Annotated in this window: 15 protein-coding genes; 12 read left to right on the top strand and 3 right to left on the bottom strand. The window is 62.9% G+C overall.

What is annotated here, in order from left to right:
* Positions 1-5 precede the first annotated feature (5 nt).
* The 9 genes from fdhD (at position 6) to AB5Y95_RS09955 (ending at position 8,936) form a co-directional block, all read left to right on the top strand.
* Entirely contained in the window at positions 6-863 is an 858-nt protein-coding gene (fdhD, locus tag AB5Y95_RS09995) for a formate dehydrogenase accessory sulfurtransferase FdhD (RefSeq protein WP_017784686.1), read from the top strand.
* 125 nt (positions 864-988) lie between these two features.
* Complete coding sequence (gene recR, locus AB5Y95_RS09990) at positions 989-1,591, top strand: recombination mediator RecR (protein ID WP_017778912.1); 603 nt, start codon at positions 989-991, stop codon at positions 1,589-1,591.
* A gap of 268 nt (positions 1,592-1,859) precedes the next feature.
* Complete coding sequence (htpG, locus tag AB5Y95_RS09985; protein ID WP_368160826.1) at positions 1,860-3,785, top strand: molecular chaperone HtpG; 1,926 nt, start codon at positions 1,860-1,862, stop codon at positions 3,783-3,785.
* A 254-nt stretch (positions 3,786-4,039) separates the two neighbouring features.
* Positions 4,040-4,684 (top strand): adenylate kinase, encoded by a 645-nt coding sequence (adk, locus tag AB5Y95_RS09980; RefSeq protein WP_005301834.1) that lies wholly within the window; start codon positions 4,040-4,042, stop codon positions 4,682-4,684.
* Between the two features lie 114 nt (positions 4,685-4,798).
* On the top strand, positions 4,799-5,773 hold the full coding sequence (hemH, locus tag AB5Y95_RS09975) for a ferrochelatase (RefSeq protein WP_005301832.1): 975 nt from the start codon (positions 4,799-4,801) through the stop codon (positions 5,771-5,773).
* A 73-nt stretch (positions 5,774-5,846) separates the two neighbouring features.
* Positions 5,847-6,239, top strand: a complete 393-nt coding sequence (locus AB5Y95_RS09970; RefSeq protein WP_005301828.1) for an MAPEG family protein — start codon at positions 5,847-5,849, stop codon at positions 6,237-6,239.
* Positions 6,240-6,417: 178 nt separating this feature from the next.
* Complete coding sequence (locus AB5Y95_RS09965) at positions 6,418-7,722, top strand: inosine/guanosine kinase (protein WP_005301825.1); 1,305 nt, start codon at positions 6,418-6,420, stop codon at positions 7,720-7,722.
* A 188-nt stretch (positions 7,723-7,910) separates the two neighbouring features.
* Positions 7,911-8,273, top strand: coding sequence for a DUF2750 domain-containing protein (locus AB5Y95_RS09960; RefSeq protein ID WP_005301823.1), 363 nt, complete (start codon positions 7,911-7,913; stop codon positions 8,271-8,273).
* A gap of 168 nt (positions 8,274-8,441) precedes the next feature.
* Complete coding sequence (locus tag AB5Y95_RS09955) at positions 8,442-8,936, top strand: hypothetical protein (RefSeq protein WP_010633746.1); 495 nt, start codon at positions 8,442-8,444, stop codon at positions 8,934-8,936.
* On the opposite strand, the gene AB5Y95_RS09950 is transcribed toward AB5Y95_RS09955, so the two are convergent.
* A complete protein-coding gene (locus AB5Y95_RS09950; RefSeq protein ID WP_368160823.1) occupies positions 8,899-10,539 on the bottom strand; it encodes an EAL domain-containing protein in 1,641 nt (546 codons plus the stop codon). The two genes, AB5Y95_RS09955 and AB5Y95_RS09950, sit on opposite strands and share 38 nt — an antisense overlap.
* 188 nt (positions 10,540-10,727) lie before the next feature.
* Between AB5Y95_RS09950 and glgC the strand changes: the two genes are divergently transcribed.
* The gene (gene glgC / locus AB5Y95_RS09945; protein ID WP_005301813.1) at positions 10,728-12,002 is read left to right on the top strand and encodes a glucose-1-phosphate adenylyltransferase; all 1,275 of its coding nucleotides are present in this window, start codon (positions 10,728-10,730) and stop codon (positions 12,000-12,002) included.
* Positions 12,003-12,079: 77 nt separating this feature from the next.
* Here glgC and AB5Y95_RS09940 read toward each other — a convergent pair whose 3' ends face one another.
* Entirely contained in the window at positions 12,080-14,080 is a 2,001-nt protein-coding gene (locus AB5Y95_RS09940) for a hypothetical protein (RefSeq protein ID WP_368160821.1), read from the bottom strand.
* A 145-nt stretch (positions 14,081-14,225) separates the two neighbouring features.
* Complete coding sequence (locus tag AB5Y95_RS09935) at positions 14,226-14,777, bottom strand: lipoprotein (RefSeq protein ID WP_368160819.1); 552 nt, start codon at positions 14,775-14,777, stop codon at positions 14,226-14,228.
* Positions 14,778-15,091: 314 nt separating this feature from the next.
* Here AB5Y95_RS09935 and AB5Y95_RS09930 point away from each other — a divergent pair, with 314 nt between their 5' ends.
* Together AB5Y95_RS09930 and amoE are read left to right on the top strand one after the other, a co-directional pair.
* Complete coding sequence (locus AB5Y95_RS09930; RefSeq protein WP_368160818.1) at positions 15,092-16,279, top strand: isochorismate synthase MenF; 1,188 nt, start codon at positions 15,092-15,094, stop codon at positions 16,277-16,279.
* Positions 16,280-16,355: 76 nt separating this feature from the next.
* Positions 16,356-18,017 (top strand): amonabactin biosynthesis (2,3-dihydroxybenzoyl)adenylate synthase AmoE, encoded by a 1,662-nt coding sequence (gene amoE, locus AB5Y95_RS09925; protein ID WP_368160816.1) that lies wholly within the window; start codon positions 16,356-16,358, stop codon positions 18,015-18,017.
* Positions 18,018-18,030: the final 13 nt, after the last annotated feature.

Raw genomic sequence — 18,030 nt, 5'->3', positions numbered from 1 at the left:
CCCAGATGTTGCTTGAACTCGACCCCGATACCCCGCAGGCGCTCAGCGCCCATCGCGAGGTGGTCCATTACCATCAGCGCGGCGTCACCACCGACAGTGCCATGCAGCTGCCCTGCGAAACTCCGGTGGCGCTGGTCTACAACGGCATCGCCCACAGCGTGATGATGTGCTCGGCCGCCGATCTCGAGGATTTCGCCATCGGCTTCTCGCTCTCCGAGGGGATCATCGACAGCCTGCTCGATATCCACGACATCGAGCAGCAGAGCGCCTGCCGCGGCATCGAGCTGCACATCACCCTGGCCAATCGCTGCGTCCATCGCCTGAAAGAGAAACGGCGCACCCTGGCAGGGCGCACCGGGTGCGGCATCTGCGGCAGCGAGAGCCTGGAGCAGGTGGTGCGCGCCCAGCCAAGGCTGCCCGACAGCCAGCGTTTTGCGGTGGGTCATATCGACAAGGTGCTGGCGGCGCTGCGCCCGCTTCAGCTGCTGGGGCAGAGCACGGGGGCGACCCATGCCGCCGTGCACGTGGACGGCGAGGGCAACATCCTCGCCATTCGCGAGGACGTGGGGCGCCATATCGCGCTGGACAAGCTGGTGGGGCACCTGCAGCGAAGCCAACGGCGCGACGGCGCCATCCTGGTGACCAGCCGCGCCAGCTTCGAGATGGTACAAAAGTGCGCCAGCGCCGGGGTGGAGATCTTGCTCGCCATCTCGGCTGCCACCGAGCTCGCGGTGGAGCGGGCCGAGCAGACCGGGCTCACCCTAGTGGGCTTTTGCCGCCCGGGGCGGGCCGAGATCTACAGCGGCCGCCAGCGCATCCTGCTGGCAAGCGCGGCGTCATCCCCCGTTTCGGCAGAGGGCTGAGGGCACAAGGCCATTGGCGCTCGGGGTTGGCTCGGGTATAGTCCTGCGCCAACAAGATAGGTTCGGTCGCGCTCCTTGCCCGTCAGGGCGCCGCAGCCGACACAGCGTCAAAGGATACCAAGCCCATGAAATTCAGCCCGCTGCTGGATGAGATGATGAAAGCCCTGCAGGTGCTGCCGGGTGTCGGCCCCAAGTCGGCCCAGCGCATGGCATTTACCCTGCTCGAGCGTGAGCGCAGCGGCGGCCTGCGGCTGGCCCAGCTGCTCTCTCGCGCCCTCACCGAGATTGGCCACTGCAGCCACTGCCGCACCTTCACCGAGAACGAGCGCTGCGAGATCTGCGCCAATCCCAAGCGCGAAGAGAACGGCCTGCTGTGTGTGGTGGAGAGCCCGGCGGACGTGGCCGCCATCGAGCAGACCGGCCAGTTCTCCGGCCGCTACTTCGTGCTGATGGGCCACCTCTCGCCGCTGGACGGCATTGGCCCCGAGGAGCTGGGGCTGGAGATCCTGGAGCGACGCTTGAAGGAGGAATCCATCAGCGAGCTGATCCTGGCCACCAACCCCACCATCGAGGGGGATGCCACCGCCTGGTACATCGCCGACATGGCCCGCGCCGCCGGCGTCAAGGTGAGCCGGATTGCCCACGGGGTGCCGGTGGGGGGTGAGCTGGAGCTGGTGGACGGCACCACGCTCTCCCACTCCCTGATGGGGCGCCAGCCCCTCAACTGAGTCAGCGCCAGTCCCTCAACTGAGTCAGCGCCAGCCCCTCAACTGAGTCAGCATCTGTTCTTTAACAGGCCCTGCGTGGCGACTCAGTCCGCAATACCAGAACCCGCCCCGGCGGGTTTTTTGTTTGCGCAGGATGGGGCCACAGCCTCGATTGGCGCAAAAATCGCCATTCGCACCGTTCGTTGTATTTGTCCCCTTGAAATGGCGATCGCCGGCCCCATCTTGGATCGGGAATATGTTCAACCCGAATCGCCTGAGGATAGTGTCGATGACCCAAAGCGTTCATGCCGAAACCCACGGGTTTCAGACTGAAGTCAAACAACTGCTGAGCCTGATGGCCCACAGCCTCTATTCCAACAAAGAAGTATTCCTGCGCGAGCTTATTTCCAACGCCTCCGATGCGGCGGACAAGCTGCGCTTCAAGGCGCTTTCCGATGCCTCTTTGTTCGAAAACGACGGCCAGTTGCGCGTTCGCCTGGTGGTTGATAAAGAAAAACGGACCCTGACCATCTCCGATAACGGGATCGGTATGACCCGGGATCAGGTGATCGAGCACCTGGGCACCATCGCGAAATCCGGCACCGCCGAGTTCTTCAAGAACCTCTCCGGTGATCAGGGTCGCGACTCCCAGCTGATCGGTCAGTTCGGGGTGGGCTTCTACTCCGCCTTCATCGTCGCCGACAAGGTGACCGTGGTCTCCCGCGCCGCCGGTACAGAACCGGGCCAGGGCGTGCAGTGGGAATCGGAAGGGGAAGGCTCCTTCACCGTGGCCGACGTGACCAAAGAGGGTCGCGGTACTGACGTCATCCTGCACCTGCGTGCCGAAGAGGACGAGTTCCTCGACGACTGGCGTCTGCGCTCCGTGGTGAGCAAATATTCCGATCACATCAGCGTGCCGGTGGAGATGTTCAAAGAGGGCACCCCGGATAGTGTTGGAGAGGGCGAAGAAGACGGTGAAACCATCGTCGGCACCCCGGGCGAGTGGGAGCAGGTCAACCGCGCCACTGCGCTGTGGACCCGCAACCCGAAGGACATCAAGGACGAGGAGTATCAGGAGTTCTACAAGCACGTCGCCCACGACTTCGAAGATCCGCTCTTGTGGGGTCACAACCGGGTGGAAGGGGCGCAGGAGTACACCAGCCTGCTCTACGTGCCGGCCCGCGCACCGTTTGACCTCTACAACCGGGAGCAGAAGCACGGCCTCAAGCTCTACGTGCAGCGCGTCTTCATCATGGATGACGCCGAGCAGTTCATGCCGACCTACCTGCGCTTCGTCAAAGGGGTGCTGGACTCCAACGATCTGCCGCTCAACGTCAGCCGCGAGATCCTGCAAGACAACAAAGTGACCGTCTCCCTGCGCAAGGCCTGCTCCAAGCGCGTGCTGACCATGCTGGCCAAGCTGGCCAAGGACGATGCCGAGAAGTACGCCAAGTTCTGGAGCGAGTTCGGCAATGTGCTCAAAGAAGGCCCGGCCGAGGATTACGCCAACCGCGAAGAGATCGCCAAGCTGTTGCGCTTTGCCAGCACCGCCGGCGAGGGCGAAGCCCAGACCGTGTCGCTGGAGGATTACGTTGGCCGCATGAAGGAAGGCCAGCAGAAGATTTACTACATCACCGCCGACTCCTACGCTGCCGCCAAGAACAGCCCGCACCTCGAGATCTTCCGCAAGAAGGGTGTCGAAGTGCTGCTGATGTGGGAGCGGGTCGACGAGTGGCTGATGAGCCACCTGACCGAGTTCGACGGCAAGCAGCTGGTCTCCGTCACCCGTGGCGAGCTGGATCTCGGCGATCTGGAAGACGAAGCCTCCAAACAGGCACAGGAAGAGGCCGAGAAGGCCAACGCCGGTCTGGTGGAGCGGGTCAAGCAGAGCCTGGGCGAGGCGGTGAAAGAGGTGCGCGTCACCCACCGTCTGACCGACTCGCCGTCCTGCATCGTCACCGATGCCCACGGCATGAGCACCCAGATGATCAAGCTGATGCGCGCCGCCGGTCAGCCGGTGCCGGAGCAGAAGTACATTCTGGAACTGAACCCCGACCACGCCCTGGTGAAGAAACTCGACACCATCCAGGACGAGGCACTGTTCGGCGAGTGGGTCACCCTCTTGCACGAACAGGCTCAGCTGGCCGAGCAGGGCGGGCTCAATGATCCGGCGAGCTTCGTCTCCCGTATCAACCGTCTGTTACTCCAGGCATGATGTTTGGGCCCACTGCGTGCAGTGGGCTCTTTCTTTTCTGGCGCCTGCCCCGTTTGGGGCGGGCGCCAGTTGCGTGCAGCGCTGCTGCATTTTCACTCATTTTTCGTACACGGATCTGCGCCAATGGTCGTATTGCCGTGACGGGAAAATGGTGAAAAATAAGTCACTCACACGGGCCAAGCTTGTGGAAATGAGCGAAACCGTGTAGTTTTTTGCCTTCTCAAGAATTGAATAACCAATCAATAGGAGCGTGTATGCGCATTGTTCTGTTGGGGGCTCCGGGTGCCGGCAAGGGTACTCAGGCTCAGTTCATCATGGAAAAACACGGTATTCCGCAGATCTCCACCGGCGACATGCTGCGTGCCGCGATCAAGGCGGGCACCGAGCTGGGCCTCAAGGCCAAAGCCGTGATGGACGCAGGTCAGCTCGTCTCTGACGACATCATCATCGGCCTGGTCAAAGAGCGTATTGCCCAACCGGATTGCGCCAACGGCTTCCTGCTGGACGGTTTCCCGCGCACCATTCCCCAGGCGCAAGCCATGAAGGACGCCGGTGTTGCCGTGGATTTCGTACTGGAATTCGACGTGCCGGACGAAGAGATCGTCAAGCGCATGAGCGGTCGTCGCGTTCACTCCGGTTCCGGCCGTACCTACCACGTGGTGTTCAACCCGCCGAAAGTGGAAGGCAAGGACGACGTGACCGGCGAAGATCTGGTGATCCGTGCCGACGACGAAGAGACCACAGTGCGCAAGCGTCTGGATGTGTACCATCAGCAGACCGCACCGCTCATCGGCTTCTACGGCAAGGAAGCGGAAGCGGGCAACACCCGTTACGTCAAGATTGATGGCACCCAGCCGGTGGAACTGGTCAGCAAGCAGCTGGCGACCATCCTGGGCTAAGCCCGCCATTGCCATCGTCCCCCAGGGGCCAGCGGCAATGTGCCATTGAGACAAGGGCCCGACAGGGCCCTTTCTTGCATATAAGACATAACAACAGAAAGACAGGAAGCAAACGTGACCACGAAAACCGGGATCTTGCTGGTCAATCTGGGTACCCCAGCCGCGCCCACCACGGCCGCCGTCAAGGCGTTTCTCAGCCAGTTTCTGCACGATCAGCGGGTTGTCGACCTGCCGCGCTACCTCTGGTGCCCGCTGCTCCACTTCATCATCCTGCCGACCCGCTCCCCCAAGGTGGCCAAGCTCTATCAGCAGGTGTGGACCGAGCAGGGCTCGCCGCTGATGGTGATAAGCCAGCAGCAGCGCGCGGCGCTGGAGCAGGAGCTCAGACGCGAAGGGGTCGAGGTGCCGGTGGAGCTGGCCATGACCTACGGCTCCCCTTCGCTGGAGGAGGGCTGGCAGGCGCTCAAGGCCAAGGGGGTCAACCGGGTGATCCTGTTGCCGCTCTATCCCCAGTATTCGGTCAGCACCACCGCCTCGGTGTTCGATGGCTGGAGCCGGGCGATGAAAAAAGAGCGCAACCTGCCGGTGGTGCGGCTTATTCGTGATTACCATGCTCACCCCGAATATATCCAGGCGCTGGCCATGAGCGTGCGCCGCCATTGGGAGCAGCACGGCCAGGGCGAGCACCTGCTGATGTCGTTTCACGGCATTCCCGAGCGCTACGAGCGGGAAGGGGATCCCTATGGTCAGCAGTGCCGACGCACCGCCGCCCTGCTGGCCGAGGCGCTCGGGCTGGAGGCCAGCCAGTGGACCGCCAGCTTCCAGTCCCGTTTTGGCAAGGAGGAGTGGCTCAAGCCCTACACCGACGTGACCATCGGCGGCCTGCCGGCCACCGGGATCAAGCGGCTTGATGTGATCTGCCCCGCCTTTGCCGCCGACTGCCTCGAGACCCTGGAGGAGATCCAGGTGCAGAACCGGGAGATCTTCATGGCCGCCGGGGGCGAGCAGTTTGAATACATTCCGGCCCTCAACAGCGATCAGGCCCACATTCGCATGATGGTGTCGCTGATCTGCCGCGAGCTGGCCTGATCGACACGCCGCCCGTGCCGTACCCCGGAGCGGGCCGTGTTTTGTTCGTTATCCAAGGAGAAGGAGCGTCATCATGATGCATATCACCCTGATTTACGCCGGCCTCTTGGGGCTGCTGTTTCTGCTGCTCTCCTTCTGGGTGGTCAAGCGCCGCGCCCAGTTCAAGGTGATGATAGGGGAAGGGGAGGCGCCGGAGATGCGCGCCGCCATCCGGGCCCATGGCAACTTCGCCGAGTACGTGCCGCTCACCCTGCTGCTGATGGCGCTGTGCGAGCTGGCGGGAGTCGGTGCCTTCTGGCTGCACCTTGGCGGCGTGCTGTTGCTGGTGGGGCGCATCCTGCACGCCATCGGCATCCAGATCCCCAAGGCGCCGAACATGCCGCGCCTCTTCGGCACCCTCTTCTTCTGGCTCTCGCTCGGGCTCTTCTCGGTGCTGGCGCTGGCCAGCGGGCTCGCCGCCGGCTGAGTCTTCTCCGCCCCCAAAACCACCTCCTCGCGAGGTGGTTTTTTGATGGGTTTTGGTAAACGTTTTCCTCTGCAACCCTTGTCTATACTGACTTCATATTTTAATCAGGCGACTTTTCGGCGCGGCGGATTGTGTTAAAATCCCGCCCCTCTTTCCCCCAGAGCACAAGAACATTGCCATGAAATTTCCCGGTCAGCGCAAGTCCAAACACTACTTTCCAGTGGATCGTCGTGATCCCCTCATCTCCCAGAGTGCGGAGCTCTCGGAGCGGGGCAAGGCCTATGTGGTCGGGATTGACCAGACGCTGGTCGACATCGAAGCGCACGTTGACCTGGCGTTTCTCGAGCGTTACGGCCTGAGCCGCGGCCACTCCATGCTCATCTCCGACGAGGTAGCGGAGCAGATCTACGACGAGCTCAAGAGCAACAACATGGTGGTGAGTGAATTTGCCGGTGGCACCATCGGCAATACCATGCACAACTATTCGGTACTGGCGGACTCCCACTCCATCCTGCTCGGCGTCATGAGCCAGGACATCCGCATCGGCAGCTACGCCTACCGCTATCTGTGCAACACCTCGTCGCGGGTCAACCTCGACTACCTGCAACCGGTAGACGGCCCGGTCGGCCGCTGCTTCACCTTCATCACCGAAGGGGGCGAACGCAGCTTTGGCATCAACGCCGGCAAGATGGACCATCTGGATGTGGCCCACATTCCCGAGGAGATCATCAAGGAGTCCTCCGCCCTGGTCATCACCGCCTATCTGGTGCGCGGTGAAGATGGCACTCCGATGAAGGACGCGGCCATGGCCGCGGTGCGCTATGCCCGCGAGGCCGGCGTGCCTGTGGTGCTGACCCTGGGTACTCGCTTCGTCATCGAGTCCGACCCCCAGTGGTGGCGCGATTTCATCAGCGAGAACGTCACCGTGCTCGCCATGAACGAGGAAGAGGGCGAGGCCCTGACCGGTTTCTCCGATCCCCTGGCCGCCGCCGACAAGGCGCTGGACTGGGCCGACATGGTGCTCTGCACCGCAGGTCCGGTGGGGCTCTACATGGCCGCCTACACCGAAGATGACTTCAAGCGCGAAACCACCCTGCCGCTGCTGCCCGGCGTCATCCCCGAGTTCAACATGTACGAGTTCAGCCGCCCGATGACCCGCAGCGGCTGCCGCGTGCCCAAGCGCATCTACTCCCACATCTCCCCCTACATGGGCGGGCCGGAGAAGATCAAGAACACCAACGGGGCAGGGGACGGGGCGCTCTCCGCCGTGCTGCACGACATGGTGGCCAACGCCTATCACCGCAGTGCCGTGCCCAACTCCGCCAAGCATGTGGCCGAGTTCCTCACCTACTCCTCCCTCTCCCAGGTGTGCAAGTACGCCAACCGGGTGAGCTACGAGGTGCTGGCCCAGAGCAGCCCGCGCCTGTCGCGCGGTCTGCCGGAGAAGGAAGACAGCCTGGAAGAGGTGTACTGGGAGCGTTGATCCCGTCCTCTGCGCTGAAAACGCCTCCTTCGGGAGGCGTTTTGTCAGGTAAAACCCGCCATCGGGCAGTTTTTTGTGTGATAACCCCCAAGATGCTTGAGTCCATGTCGCTTTTGCGACACCATTTGGCCACCGCATTGCCACTCGGCACTGCCGTGGCCGCAGCACCCGATTAAAGAGAGAGCCCCATGAGTAAGTTAACTGACAATCTTGACGCCAATTTCCAACTGTTCATCGAAGAAGTCCGCGAGTCGGGTCAGGTGTGGGGTCTGCGCTACGGTGAAGACTGGGTGGTCTGCCGCTCTGCCGAGTTCGAAGATGCGGACGTGATGCCGCTCTGGTCCGCCGAAGAGGACGCCCGTCTGCACTGCGTGGACGAGTGGGCCGACTACGAGCCGGAAGTGATCGAGCTGGAAGAGTTCCTCGACATCTGGATCAACGATCTGGACGAAGACGACGTGCTGGTCGGCCCGAACTGGAACGCCGATCTGGAAGGGCAGGAGCTCGAACCCATCGAGCTGGCCAAGGCGCTGGTGGAACTGGACGCCTGAACCAGACTGCATTGAACCGGGCCTTGGCCCGCGTGACGAGAACCGATATCTGCGAGGATGTCGGTTTTTTTATGGCCGGCTTGCAGAATACTGAATGAAAAGGCGATTTGCCTTTGCACCCGCCAAAGGGATGGTCCATCATCAACCTTTTGCCGAGCGGGAGGAGCCATGTTTGTATTCGACGTCACCGGCGCTGCGGGGGAGCGGGCCGAGATCCGGGTCCAGGCGCTGGACTGGGGACAGAGCGGCCCCGTCACCTTTCACTGTGATGACGATCGACTGGCGGTACTGCTGCTGACCGACTGCCGCTGCGATGCGGTGGGCTTCTTCAATCTGCTGGCGGGCTGCAAGCCGCTCTATCTGGAGCAGTGGCTCAGCTATCTGCAGGAGACCGGCCGCATCGCCAAGCAGAGCTGCCAGCTGGAGAGCCCGGCCCAGGAGGATTACCTCGCCAAGGCCGGTCTTGAACACGAGGAGCTCAATGCCCTGCTGGGGCAGGTCTATCAGGTGGCGGGCTTCAACCGGCTTCAGATCAACCGTTACCTCAAGAATCGCCACAATCCCACCGCCCTGGCGACCCGCTACGATCAGAAGGAGCTGGAGCGCTATCGCCAGCTCAACGACATCATTCTGACTCTGTTGAAGTTGAAGCATCCTCAGTAAAGAGCCCGAGCTGGCTGATGTCCGGCCGAAGCGGCTGGGGCCTGGCGATGAGATAGCCCTGCAAGCCGTCCACATACATGCCCTGCAGCAGCTGCTTCTGGCCCAGTTGCTCGACCCCTTCCGCAATCACCTGGCACCCCATCCGGTGTGACACGTCGACGATCATCCGCACGAACTGCTGATTGGTGAGATCCTGCTCCAGCCCGGTGATGAGGGCGGGATCCAGCTTGATGTAGTCGGGCTTGAGCTCGCGAAACAGATTGAACGAGCCGATCCCCTTGCCGAAGTTGCAGATGGCGGAGCGGCTGCCGTTGCGTCTGAGCAGCTCGAACACCCGCTTGGCCCCGGTCAGGTTGCGCTCCAGGTGCTCCTCATCCAGCTCAAACACCAGGTTGGCGCTGGTGTTGGGATCGTTGAGCAGCTGTCGGTCCAGCCAGATCAGAAAGGCGCTGTTTTGCAGCAGATTGCTGGAGAGGTTGATGCCCCAGCGACTCTGATTCGAGCCAAAGGCCCGGTACTGGCGCATGACGTGGATCACCAGCATCTGTTCCAGCCGCATCACCATGTCCAGCCGCTGGGCCATGGCAAACAGGGTGTCGGTGGGCAGCACGGTACCGTCGGCACCGCTGAAACGGGTGTAGATCTCGTTGTAGGCCAGCATGCTGCGGTGCATGGGCTGGATCGGCTGATAGGTAAAGTCGATCCGCTCCTGCTCCAGCAGCTCGGTCAGCACCAGCTTCCAGTGATGCTGCCCCTGCAGCTCCACCACGTTGTCATCCTGCTGGATGGCCCAGCCATTGACCGTCTCGGTCTGGGCACGGGCCAGCGCCAGATCCGCCCGGGCCAGAATGGCCTCTATCTTCTGGCCGCTGCTGAGCCGGGTCAGCCCGGAGTAGGCGGCGCTCTCCAGCTCGTGCTGCTGTTGATAGTGGTCGAAGGCGATCTTCAGATCCCGCCCGAGCAGGGGGGGCGGTATGTTGGCCTCCGGCCGTACCAGCACCGCGAAGTCGGCCCCCGAGATGCGGTAGACCTGATGGCCGGGAAAGCGGCTCACCACCTTGTTGATGAGATTGGCAATATCTTTGATGTAGGCATCCCCCGACTGAAAGCCGCGCTGTGCGTTGAGCTTGCCAAGCTCGGTGGCGCGGACCAGCACCAGGGTGGCGGTCTGGGTATCCTGATCCCGCTGCAACAGCTCGGTCATGTCGCGCCGAAAGGCGTGGCGGTTTTGCAGCTGGGTCAGCTCGTCCTGGGTCGCCTGATTGTGCAGTTCATTTATCTGGCGGTGGGCATCGAGCTCGGCTTCGTTGAAGTGGGCGAGCAGCTGCTGCAGGGCCGCCTGGGCTGTCGGGCTCTCCAGGCAGGTGGGGTCGCGCAGTTGCAGCGCCCGGCACCACACCTGCTCCTGTCTCTCCCGATCCGCCTGTTGCAGCCTCATCACCAGCCGGATCAGCAGGCCAAAGCCGAGCAGGCTGGTGGCGAGGATGAGCAGCAGGGTGAGCGGCGTGCTCGCGAAGGCGAGCCAGAGCCCCTGCAGCATCAGCAGGGGAGCACAGATGAGAGCCATCACCATCAGCTGGTTGCTCCCGAGCTTGTTCAACATGGTGTCATCCTTGATGATGTCGTTGATGCTGAAATTCTAACCAAGCTCGCATCGCAAAGCATGCGATCCCGCTCAACTCCTGGAAAAGGGCCAATTGAAATCAGTTAAATGTGAGTGAAACCACTTTCATGACGCCGGAAACAGGCGAAGATGAATCGAGAATGGATCAAAACAAGGCAGAGGTAATTATGTTGTTAGAACCCGTAAATACTGCCAAAGCACGGCAACTATTGAACCAGAGTATGGCCTTGGTGCTCGCGGGTGGACGGGGCAGTCGCCTGAAGCAGTTGACCGACAACCGCGCCAAGCCTGCCGTCCATTTTGGCGGCAAGTTCCGCATCATCGATTTCGTGCTCTCCAACTGCATCAACTCAGGCATTCGCCGGGTGGGGGTGGTGACCCAGTACAAGTCCCACAGCCTGCTGCGTCACCTGCAATCGGGCTGGTCTTTCCTGCGCTACCAGATGAACGAGTTCATCGACCTGCTGCCCGCCCAGCAGCGGGTGGACGAGGTGCACTGGTATCGCGGCACCGCCGACGCCATCTACCAGAACGTCGACATCATCCGTGACTACGGCCCCAAATACATAGTGGTGCTGGCGGGGGATCACATCTACAAGATGGACTATGCCGCCATGCTGCTCGATCACGTGCGCCTCGGCGCCAAGGTGACGGTGGCCTGTATCGAGGTGCCGCGGGCGGAGGCTTCCGCCTTCGGGGTGATGGACATCGACGAGCAGCGCAAGATCCGCGCCTTCGTGGAGAAGCCGGCCAATCCGCCCGCCATGCCGGGTAACGAGCACGTCTCCCTGGCCTCCATGGGCATCTACATCTTCGAGGCGGAGTACCTCTATCAGCTGCTGGAGGAGGACATCCACAACCAGGAGTCCAAGCATGACTTCGGCATGGACGTGATCCCGCGCATCGTGGGGGAGGGCAAGGCTTTTGCCCACCCGTTCACCATGTCCTGCGTGGGGGCCAAGGAGGGGCTGAAACCCTACTGGCGCGACGTGGGTACCCTGGATTCGTTCTGGGAGGCCAACATGGATCTCGCCTCCGTGGTGCCCGAGCTGGACATCTATGACGAAAACTGGCCCATCTGGACCAGCCAGACCATGACGCCGCCGGCCAAGTTCGTGCAGGACCGCAACGGCCAGCACGGCATGACCATCAACTCCATGTTTGCGGGGGGGTCGATTGTCAGCGGCTCCTTCGTGCTCAACTCGGTGCTGTTCACCCATGTGCGGGTGCACTCCTTCTGCACCCTGGATCAGGCGGTGATCTTCCCCGGGGTCGAGATAGGCTCCGGCTGCCGCTTGCGGCGGGTGGTGGTGGACAAGGGCTGCAAGCTGCCCGATGGCCTGGTGGTGGGGGAGAACGCGGACGAGGACAGCCGCCGCTTCTACCGCTCCGAGCAGGGCATAGTGCTGGTGACCAAGGAGATGCTGGCCAAGCTGGGGTGATGTCACCGCCAACGCCAGACGCCACAACTAAAAAGGGAGCCGGTATGGCTCCCTTTTGCTGTTCAGCCGGTGGCTGATTATTTCTCGGTGATCAGCGCCTTGGCGGCCATCACCATGGCGGTGCCGTGCTTGCCACCGGCGGCAGTCACTTGCGGGACGCCATCTTCGTCGGTGTCACCACCGGCCCCTTCGATGACGTTCTCGCCGGAGTCGCCGATCCACTCGGCCATCTGCATGCCACCGTTGACGGTGCCGCGGAACCAGCTCACGTAGCGCTGGGTCAGCTGGGCCAGCTCCAGCGCCGGGGCCTTCTCGCTGCCTTCGTTGCGCAGGTTCAGCATGGCAGAGCGCAGGGCGCCGGAGATGGCGGCCTGGGTCCAAGGGGTGTATTTACCCTGTTTGCCAGCGAGCCAGGTACCGGCCTTCTGGTTGAAGTAGGCCTTGTCGGCGGCGATGAACAGTTCGCGCGCCGCAGTGCGGTACTTGGCATCCGAGGTGGCCAGGAAGGCGGCGGTCAGGCCGCGGATGGCGGCAAACTGTGCGTCGATGGACTGACCGGCATCGAGCTTGCCACCCAGGGTGATCCCATCGTGCACCAGCCCATTTTTGCCCTTGAGATTGGCCAGGATGAAGTCGGCCTGCTGGCGAATGAGCACCAGTGCCTGCTGGCCCTGGGCGGTTTTCAGATTCAGCTCGCCATTGTCACCGGCGGCGTAGCCGACCGGCAGTGCATCCTGGGCGCGCTGGAAGATCTGCAGGGCGACCAGGCTGTAGGCGGTGTCAAAGGTGGTGACGTGCTTGGCCTGTTTGCCGGCCTGCCAGCTGTCTACCAGGGTGCCGGCCTTGGGCTCGAAGTGGAGGGCATTGAGGTTCTTGAACACCATGCCGGAGAGGTTCAGCGCCAGGGAGAAGGCATCGTCACCCGCTACCAGCTTGGCGGCATCGCTGCCCTTGTTGGCGGCCGGTGCGGCGGCGAACGGGGCACCGTCAAACACGGCGTGGAAGGCCGGGTTCTGGTTGGTGTTGGCGCTGCGCTGATCGCTGAAGGCGTAGAACTCGGAGAGCGGCCACAGCATCATCCAGGCGTCGCGCAGCTGAGCGGAGCCATCAACCACCTCGAGCTTGCCGATGGCGCCGACGTCGTTCTTGGCCGTCTCGGTCACTTTCACCTGATGGGGGAAGTAGACGATGCCCTTGGCCGGATCGTATTGCGGAGTGATCCTGGCGCCCAGCTGCTTGCCGTCAAAGCCGAGCTGACCCTGCAGGATGGCCAGCTTGTCGATGGACTGCTCGGTCAGCATCATGCCGTTGAAGCCGTCGGCGGCAGAGACCCCCAGCTTGTGCTTGCCGTCCTGATCCATGGTGGCGGACGCGGCTTCCACCTCTTCATCTGTCTCGGCCACGTGCATGCCGCCGAGGAAGTCCTGGGACCACATCACCTCTTTGAGCAGGATGCCGCCCACGGCCGCCGGTACCAGCAGGTTGTCACTGCCGCTCCAGCGCAGGGTGGCGTAGTCGCGGAAGTAGGCCGGCACCTGGGTCTTGACGCTCTTCTCGTTGCCCTTGGCGGTCTTGATGGTGATCTGGTCACCGTTGACCGGGGTGGCGTTGACGGCCTGGGCGAACTCCGGATTGGCAGAGGCGTAGGGCAGGGAGAGGGGATACATGCCCTGCGGCACTTCATCGGCCGGGAAGCCGACCGCGTCGGCCATGGCCAGTACCCGCTGGCCGAGGGTGGCCATGGTGCCGCCACGGGCCAGGTTTTGCGGCCCGTTCACCAGGTGTGGGCCCATGCCGGATTGATAGTTGAGGGCGTACATCGCCTCTTCGGAGTATTCGTAGGATTCAATGCCGGCGGCGAAGTCGAACGGAGTAGGCTCGTCGGCGCGGTTGGCGTCCAGCACATCCAGATCCAGACCGAGGGCTTCGGCCAGCGGCTCGCCGGAGAGCTCGAATTCGGTGTAGGCCAGCATGTTGGCAGCGGTGTTGAATGTCTTGTCTTCTACCTTGACGGCGGCGTGTGCGGCGCCGCTCAGGAGGGCGCAGGCGATCGCCTGGACCAGTACGGTTTTTCTCATGTCCCTTCTCACCATATGTTTGATTTTATTATGACGCTTCTCATGAATCTAAATGAGAATGGTGTGCATTATGAGGCAAAGGGAGGAGCTTGAGAAGAAAAAACCGCGCCCCTGGGGTTGAAGAGAAGAGGGGCGCGGTTGGGGGTCAGAGCAGCTTGAAGGGGATCACCAGCCGGCCGGGCTCCACCTTGAGTGCTTCGACTTTCTCCTTGATCCGCGCCTCGTTCTGGCGGCTGCCATCGAGCCGGTAGACAGGGGTCTGGGAGAGGAAGAGGGAGAGGGACTGGTTGAAGGTGGGCAGCAGCGGGGTGAGGGCGGTGCCCACGTCGGCCGGCTCTGTCTTGACCGAGAGCAGCTCGAGATCGCGCAGATAGATGGCCCCCTGCTCGGCCACGTAGTCGGGGCGGGCGCTCAGGGAGAAGCGGATCTTCATCTGCTGGCTGCCGAGCGGGCTCATCACCTGCAGGTCGCCGGCGGCATCCAGCTCGATCCGGTCAGCCTGGCGGCGACCGATGCGGCTCTGCATCTCATCGAGGCGGATCTTGCTAGACATGATGCCGGGGATCCCCAGCTGTTTTTCGAAGGCGACCCTCTCTTTGAGGTACTGGTTGATCTCCCCTTCGCTGACGTTGTACTGGGTGAGTGAACAGGCCGCCAGCAGCAGGCTGAGGGGGAGCAGAAGCAGGTGCTTTAACATCGAGGATCCCGTGGGTTGAAACAATGGTCATGAAGATGGCGCCATCTTAGGGGTAAATGGCGCTCGCTGCCAGCGCGGGCGGTGAGTCCGCGGTTTTTGTCGCAGCCTCATATGGGGTGTTGGCAGCGGTGCTCATACGGGCAAGAGGGGTCGGCCCTGCACGGCGGGCCACGACGGGCAATATCCACAGATAAGTTCCAGTTTTATCGGCACAAAAATCCCATTGACCGGGGGATTTCAAAGCGAGTATTTTACCGCCGCACAAATACAAATTGATAATCATTATCATTTTGAATCATATTTGAGGGTGTAACGTGGATACTCTTGTGATGGAAAATAGCGCGCCTGCCCAGGCTGCGTCACCGCCCGATTTCTTGTTTACCTCGGGGCAGGGCACGATCAGTGCCACTGACCTGGGCCTGCCTATCACCACCCCCGCCTGTGAATGGCCCTTGCTGGAACAACAGATTGCCGACGCGCTGGCCGCGGCCAGCGCCGCCGGCCAGAGCAACCCTCTGCTGATCGGTGCCTTTGCGTTCGATCCGGCGGAGGCCTCCTGCCTCTATGTGCCCGGCAGCTATAAGCGGGGCGATAAACTGGTCCCGACAGAGCCGTCATCGGTGACAGCGGCCGAGCAGGCCGTCGAGGCCAACCGGGTCATCTCGGTGCAGAGCACCCCGCCGGCCAGCGAATTCCAGGCCTCGGTCAGTGCGGCGCTGGATGCGTTTGCACAAGGCCGGCTATCCAAGGTGGTGTTGTCGCGCAAGCTGACACTCACCCTGCACCAGCCCGCCGATCCGAAGCGGGTGATGACCCGTCTGATGGCCCAGAACCCACACGCCTTCCACTTCTCCCTGCCGCTTGGCCAGGGCCGCCGCCTGCTCGGTGCCAGCCCGGAGCTGCTGCTGCGGGTCAGCGGGGGAGAGGTGTTCACCCACCCGCTGGCGGGTTCCGCCAGACGGGCGAGCGAGCCGGCGCAAGACGAAATGGTGGCTCGGGATCTGCTGGCCTCTCGCAAGGATCAGCATGAGCACAAGTTGGTGATCGACGAGATCCGCCGGGTGCTGACCCCTCACTGCCGCGAGCTGGCGATCCCGTCCAGCCCCTCCCTGATGAGCACGGATACCCTCTGGCATCTGGGTACCCCCATCGCCGGCCGACTGCACGGCGGCGAGGCATCGGTGCTCTCCTTGGCCTGCCAGCTGCATCCCACCCCGGCCCTGTGCGGCTATCCCACCGAACTCGCCCGCCAGTTTATCCGCGAGCAGGAGCCCTTCCGGCGCGCCCTGTTCAGCGGCATCGTCGGCTGGTGCGACAGCCAGGGCAACGGCGAGTGGGCCGTAGTGATCCGCTGTGGCGTGCTCGATGGCCATCAGGTGGAGCTGTTTGCCGGCGCCGGCATCGTCGCGGGCTCGGATCCCGCCATGGAGTGGGCCGAGACCGGCACCAAGCTGGGGACCATGCTCAAGGCCCTGGGCCTGGATTTGGAGGTGGCGCAATGACGCAGCTTCAATATCTGGGCTGGCCGAGTGAGCAGCCAAATCTGAAAGCCCTGGACCTGAGTCCGGAGGTAGCGCAATGACCCAGTCCAACCGCTTCCTGCCCTACACCCGCTGGCCCGACGCATTGGCCCGGCAGTACCGTGCCAAGGGGTATTGGCGCGGCGAGCCGCTGACCGCCATGCTGGCGCGTCAGTGCGAGCTGGCCCCCGAGGCCGAGGCCATCCTCTGCGGTGAGCGCCGCTTCAGCTATGGCGAGCTGGACGCCGCCTCGAGCCGGCTGGCCGCGAATCTGGCCCGTCATGGCCTGGGGGCGGGGGACACCGCGCTGGTGCAGCTCCCCAACGTGGCCGAGTTCTATCTGGTGTTCTTCGCCCTGCTCAAGGCAGGCATTGCGCCGGTCAATGCGCTCTTTAGCCACAACCGGCTGGAGCTGGCCTCTTACGCCGAGCAGATCACACCGCGCCTCTTTGTCGGCTCGCTGGCCCATCCGCTGTTTGCGAGCAAGGGTCGCGAGAGCGAGCTGCTGACAAGCATCGGCGCCGAGTTGGTGCTGCTGGATGGCGACGCAGGGGAGCTGGGGCTGACCCACTGGTTGACGAAGGGGGATGAGAGTGAGCCAGTGAAATATGGCCCGACCCCGGCGGACGAGGTGGCCTTCTTCCAGCTCTCCGGTGGCAGCACCGGCACCCCCAAGCTCATCCCCCGCACCCACGACGATTACCTGTACAGCGTGCGCCGCAGCAACGAAGTTTGCGGCCTCGGCCCCCATACCCGCTATCTGTGCGCCCTGCCGGCGCCCCACAACTTCCCCCTGAGCTCCCCCGGGGCGCTCGGTGTATTCGAGGCGGGCGGCACCGTGGTGCTCGCACCCGATCCCAGCCCCATCAGCTGTTTCCCGCTGATTGCCCGCCATCGGGTCAATCTCACCTCGCTGGTGCCGCCGGCGGTCTCGCTCTGGCTGCAGGCCGCGGAAGCGGATCCCACAGCGCGCACCCAACTGGCGAGCCTCGACTTGCTGCAAGTGGGCGGCGCCAAGTTGGGGGAGGCGGTGGCCAGCAAGATTGGGCCGCTGCTCGGTTGCCGGCTGCAGCAGGTGTTCGGCATGGCGGAGGGGCTGGTCAACTACACCCGGCTGGACGACCCCGACGAGAAGGTGATCCATACCCAGGGCCGCCCCATGAGCCCGGACGACGAGGTGCGCATCCTCGATGAGGCGGGCAATCCGGTTGCCCCCGGCGAGCCTGGCGCCCTGCACACCCGTGGCCCCTATACCTTCCGCGGTTACTACCAGAGCCCGGCCCACAACGCCCGGGTGTTCGATGCCGAGGGTTTCTACTGCTCCGGCGATCTGGTGGTACAGGATGCCGATGGCTACCTCACAGTAGTGGGGCGGCAAAAGGATCAGATCAACCGGGGCGGCGAGAAGATCGCGGCGGAAGAGGTGGAAAACCAGCTGCTGCACCACCCGGCCATCACCCATGTGGCCCTGGTCTCCATGCCCGACAGCGCCATGGGGGAGAAGAGCTGCGCCTTTATCGTCACCACCGAGCCGGGGCTCAAGCCGCTGGCCTTGCGCAAGTTTCTGCGTGAGCGCGGGGTGGCGGACTTCAAGCTGCCCGACCGTTTCGAAACCCTGGACGCCCTGCCCATGACGGCGGTGGGCAAGATTGACAAGCAGGGGCTGCGGGCGCGCATTGCGCACGCCATCGCCGCCAACCAGTCCCTGACAACAGCATAAAACTAAAAAGGAA

It is taken from the genome of Aeromonas sp. R5-3, assembly GCF_040908225.1.
GTDB classification, from domain to species: Bacteria; Pseudomonadota; Gammaproteobacteria; order Enterobacterales; family Aeromonadaceae; genus Aeromonas; species Aeromonas dhakensis.
The sequence above is the reverse complement of the archived record's forward strand: the minus strand, read 5'-3'. Positions and strand labels throughout refer to the sequence as shown.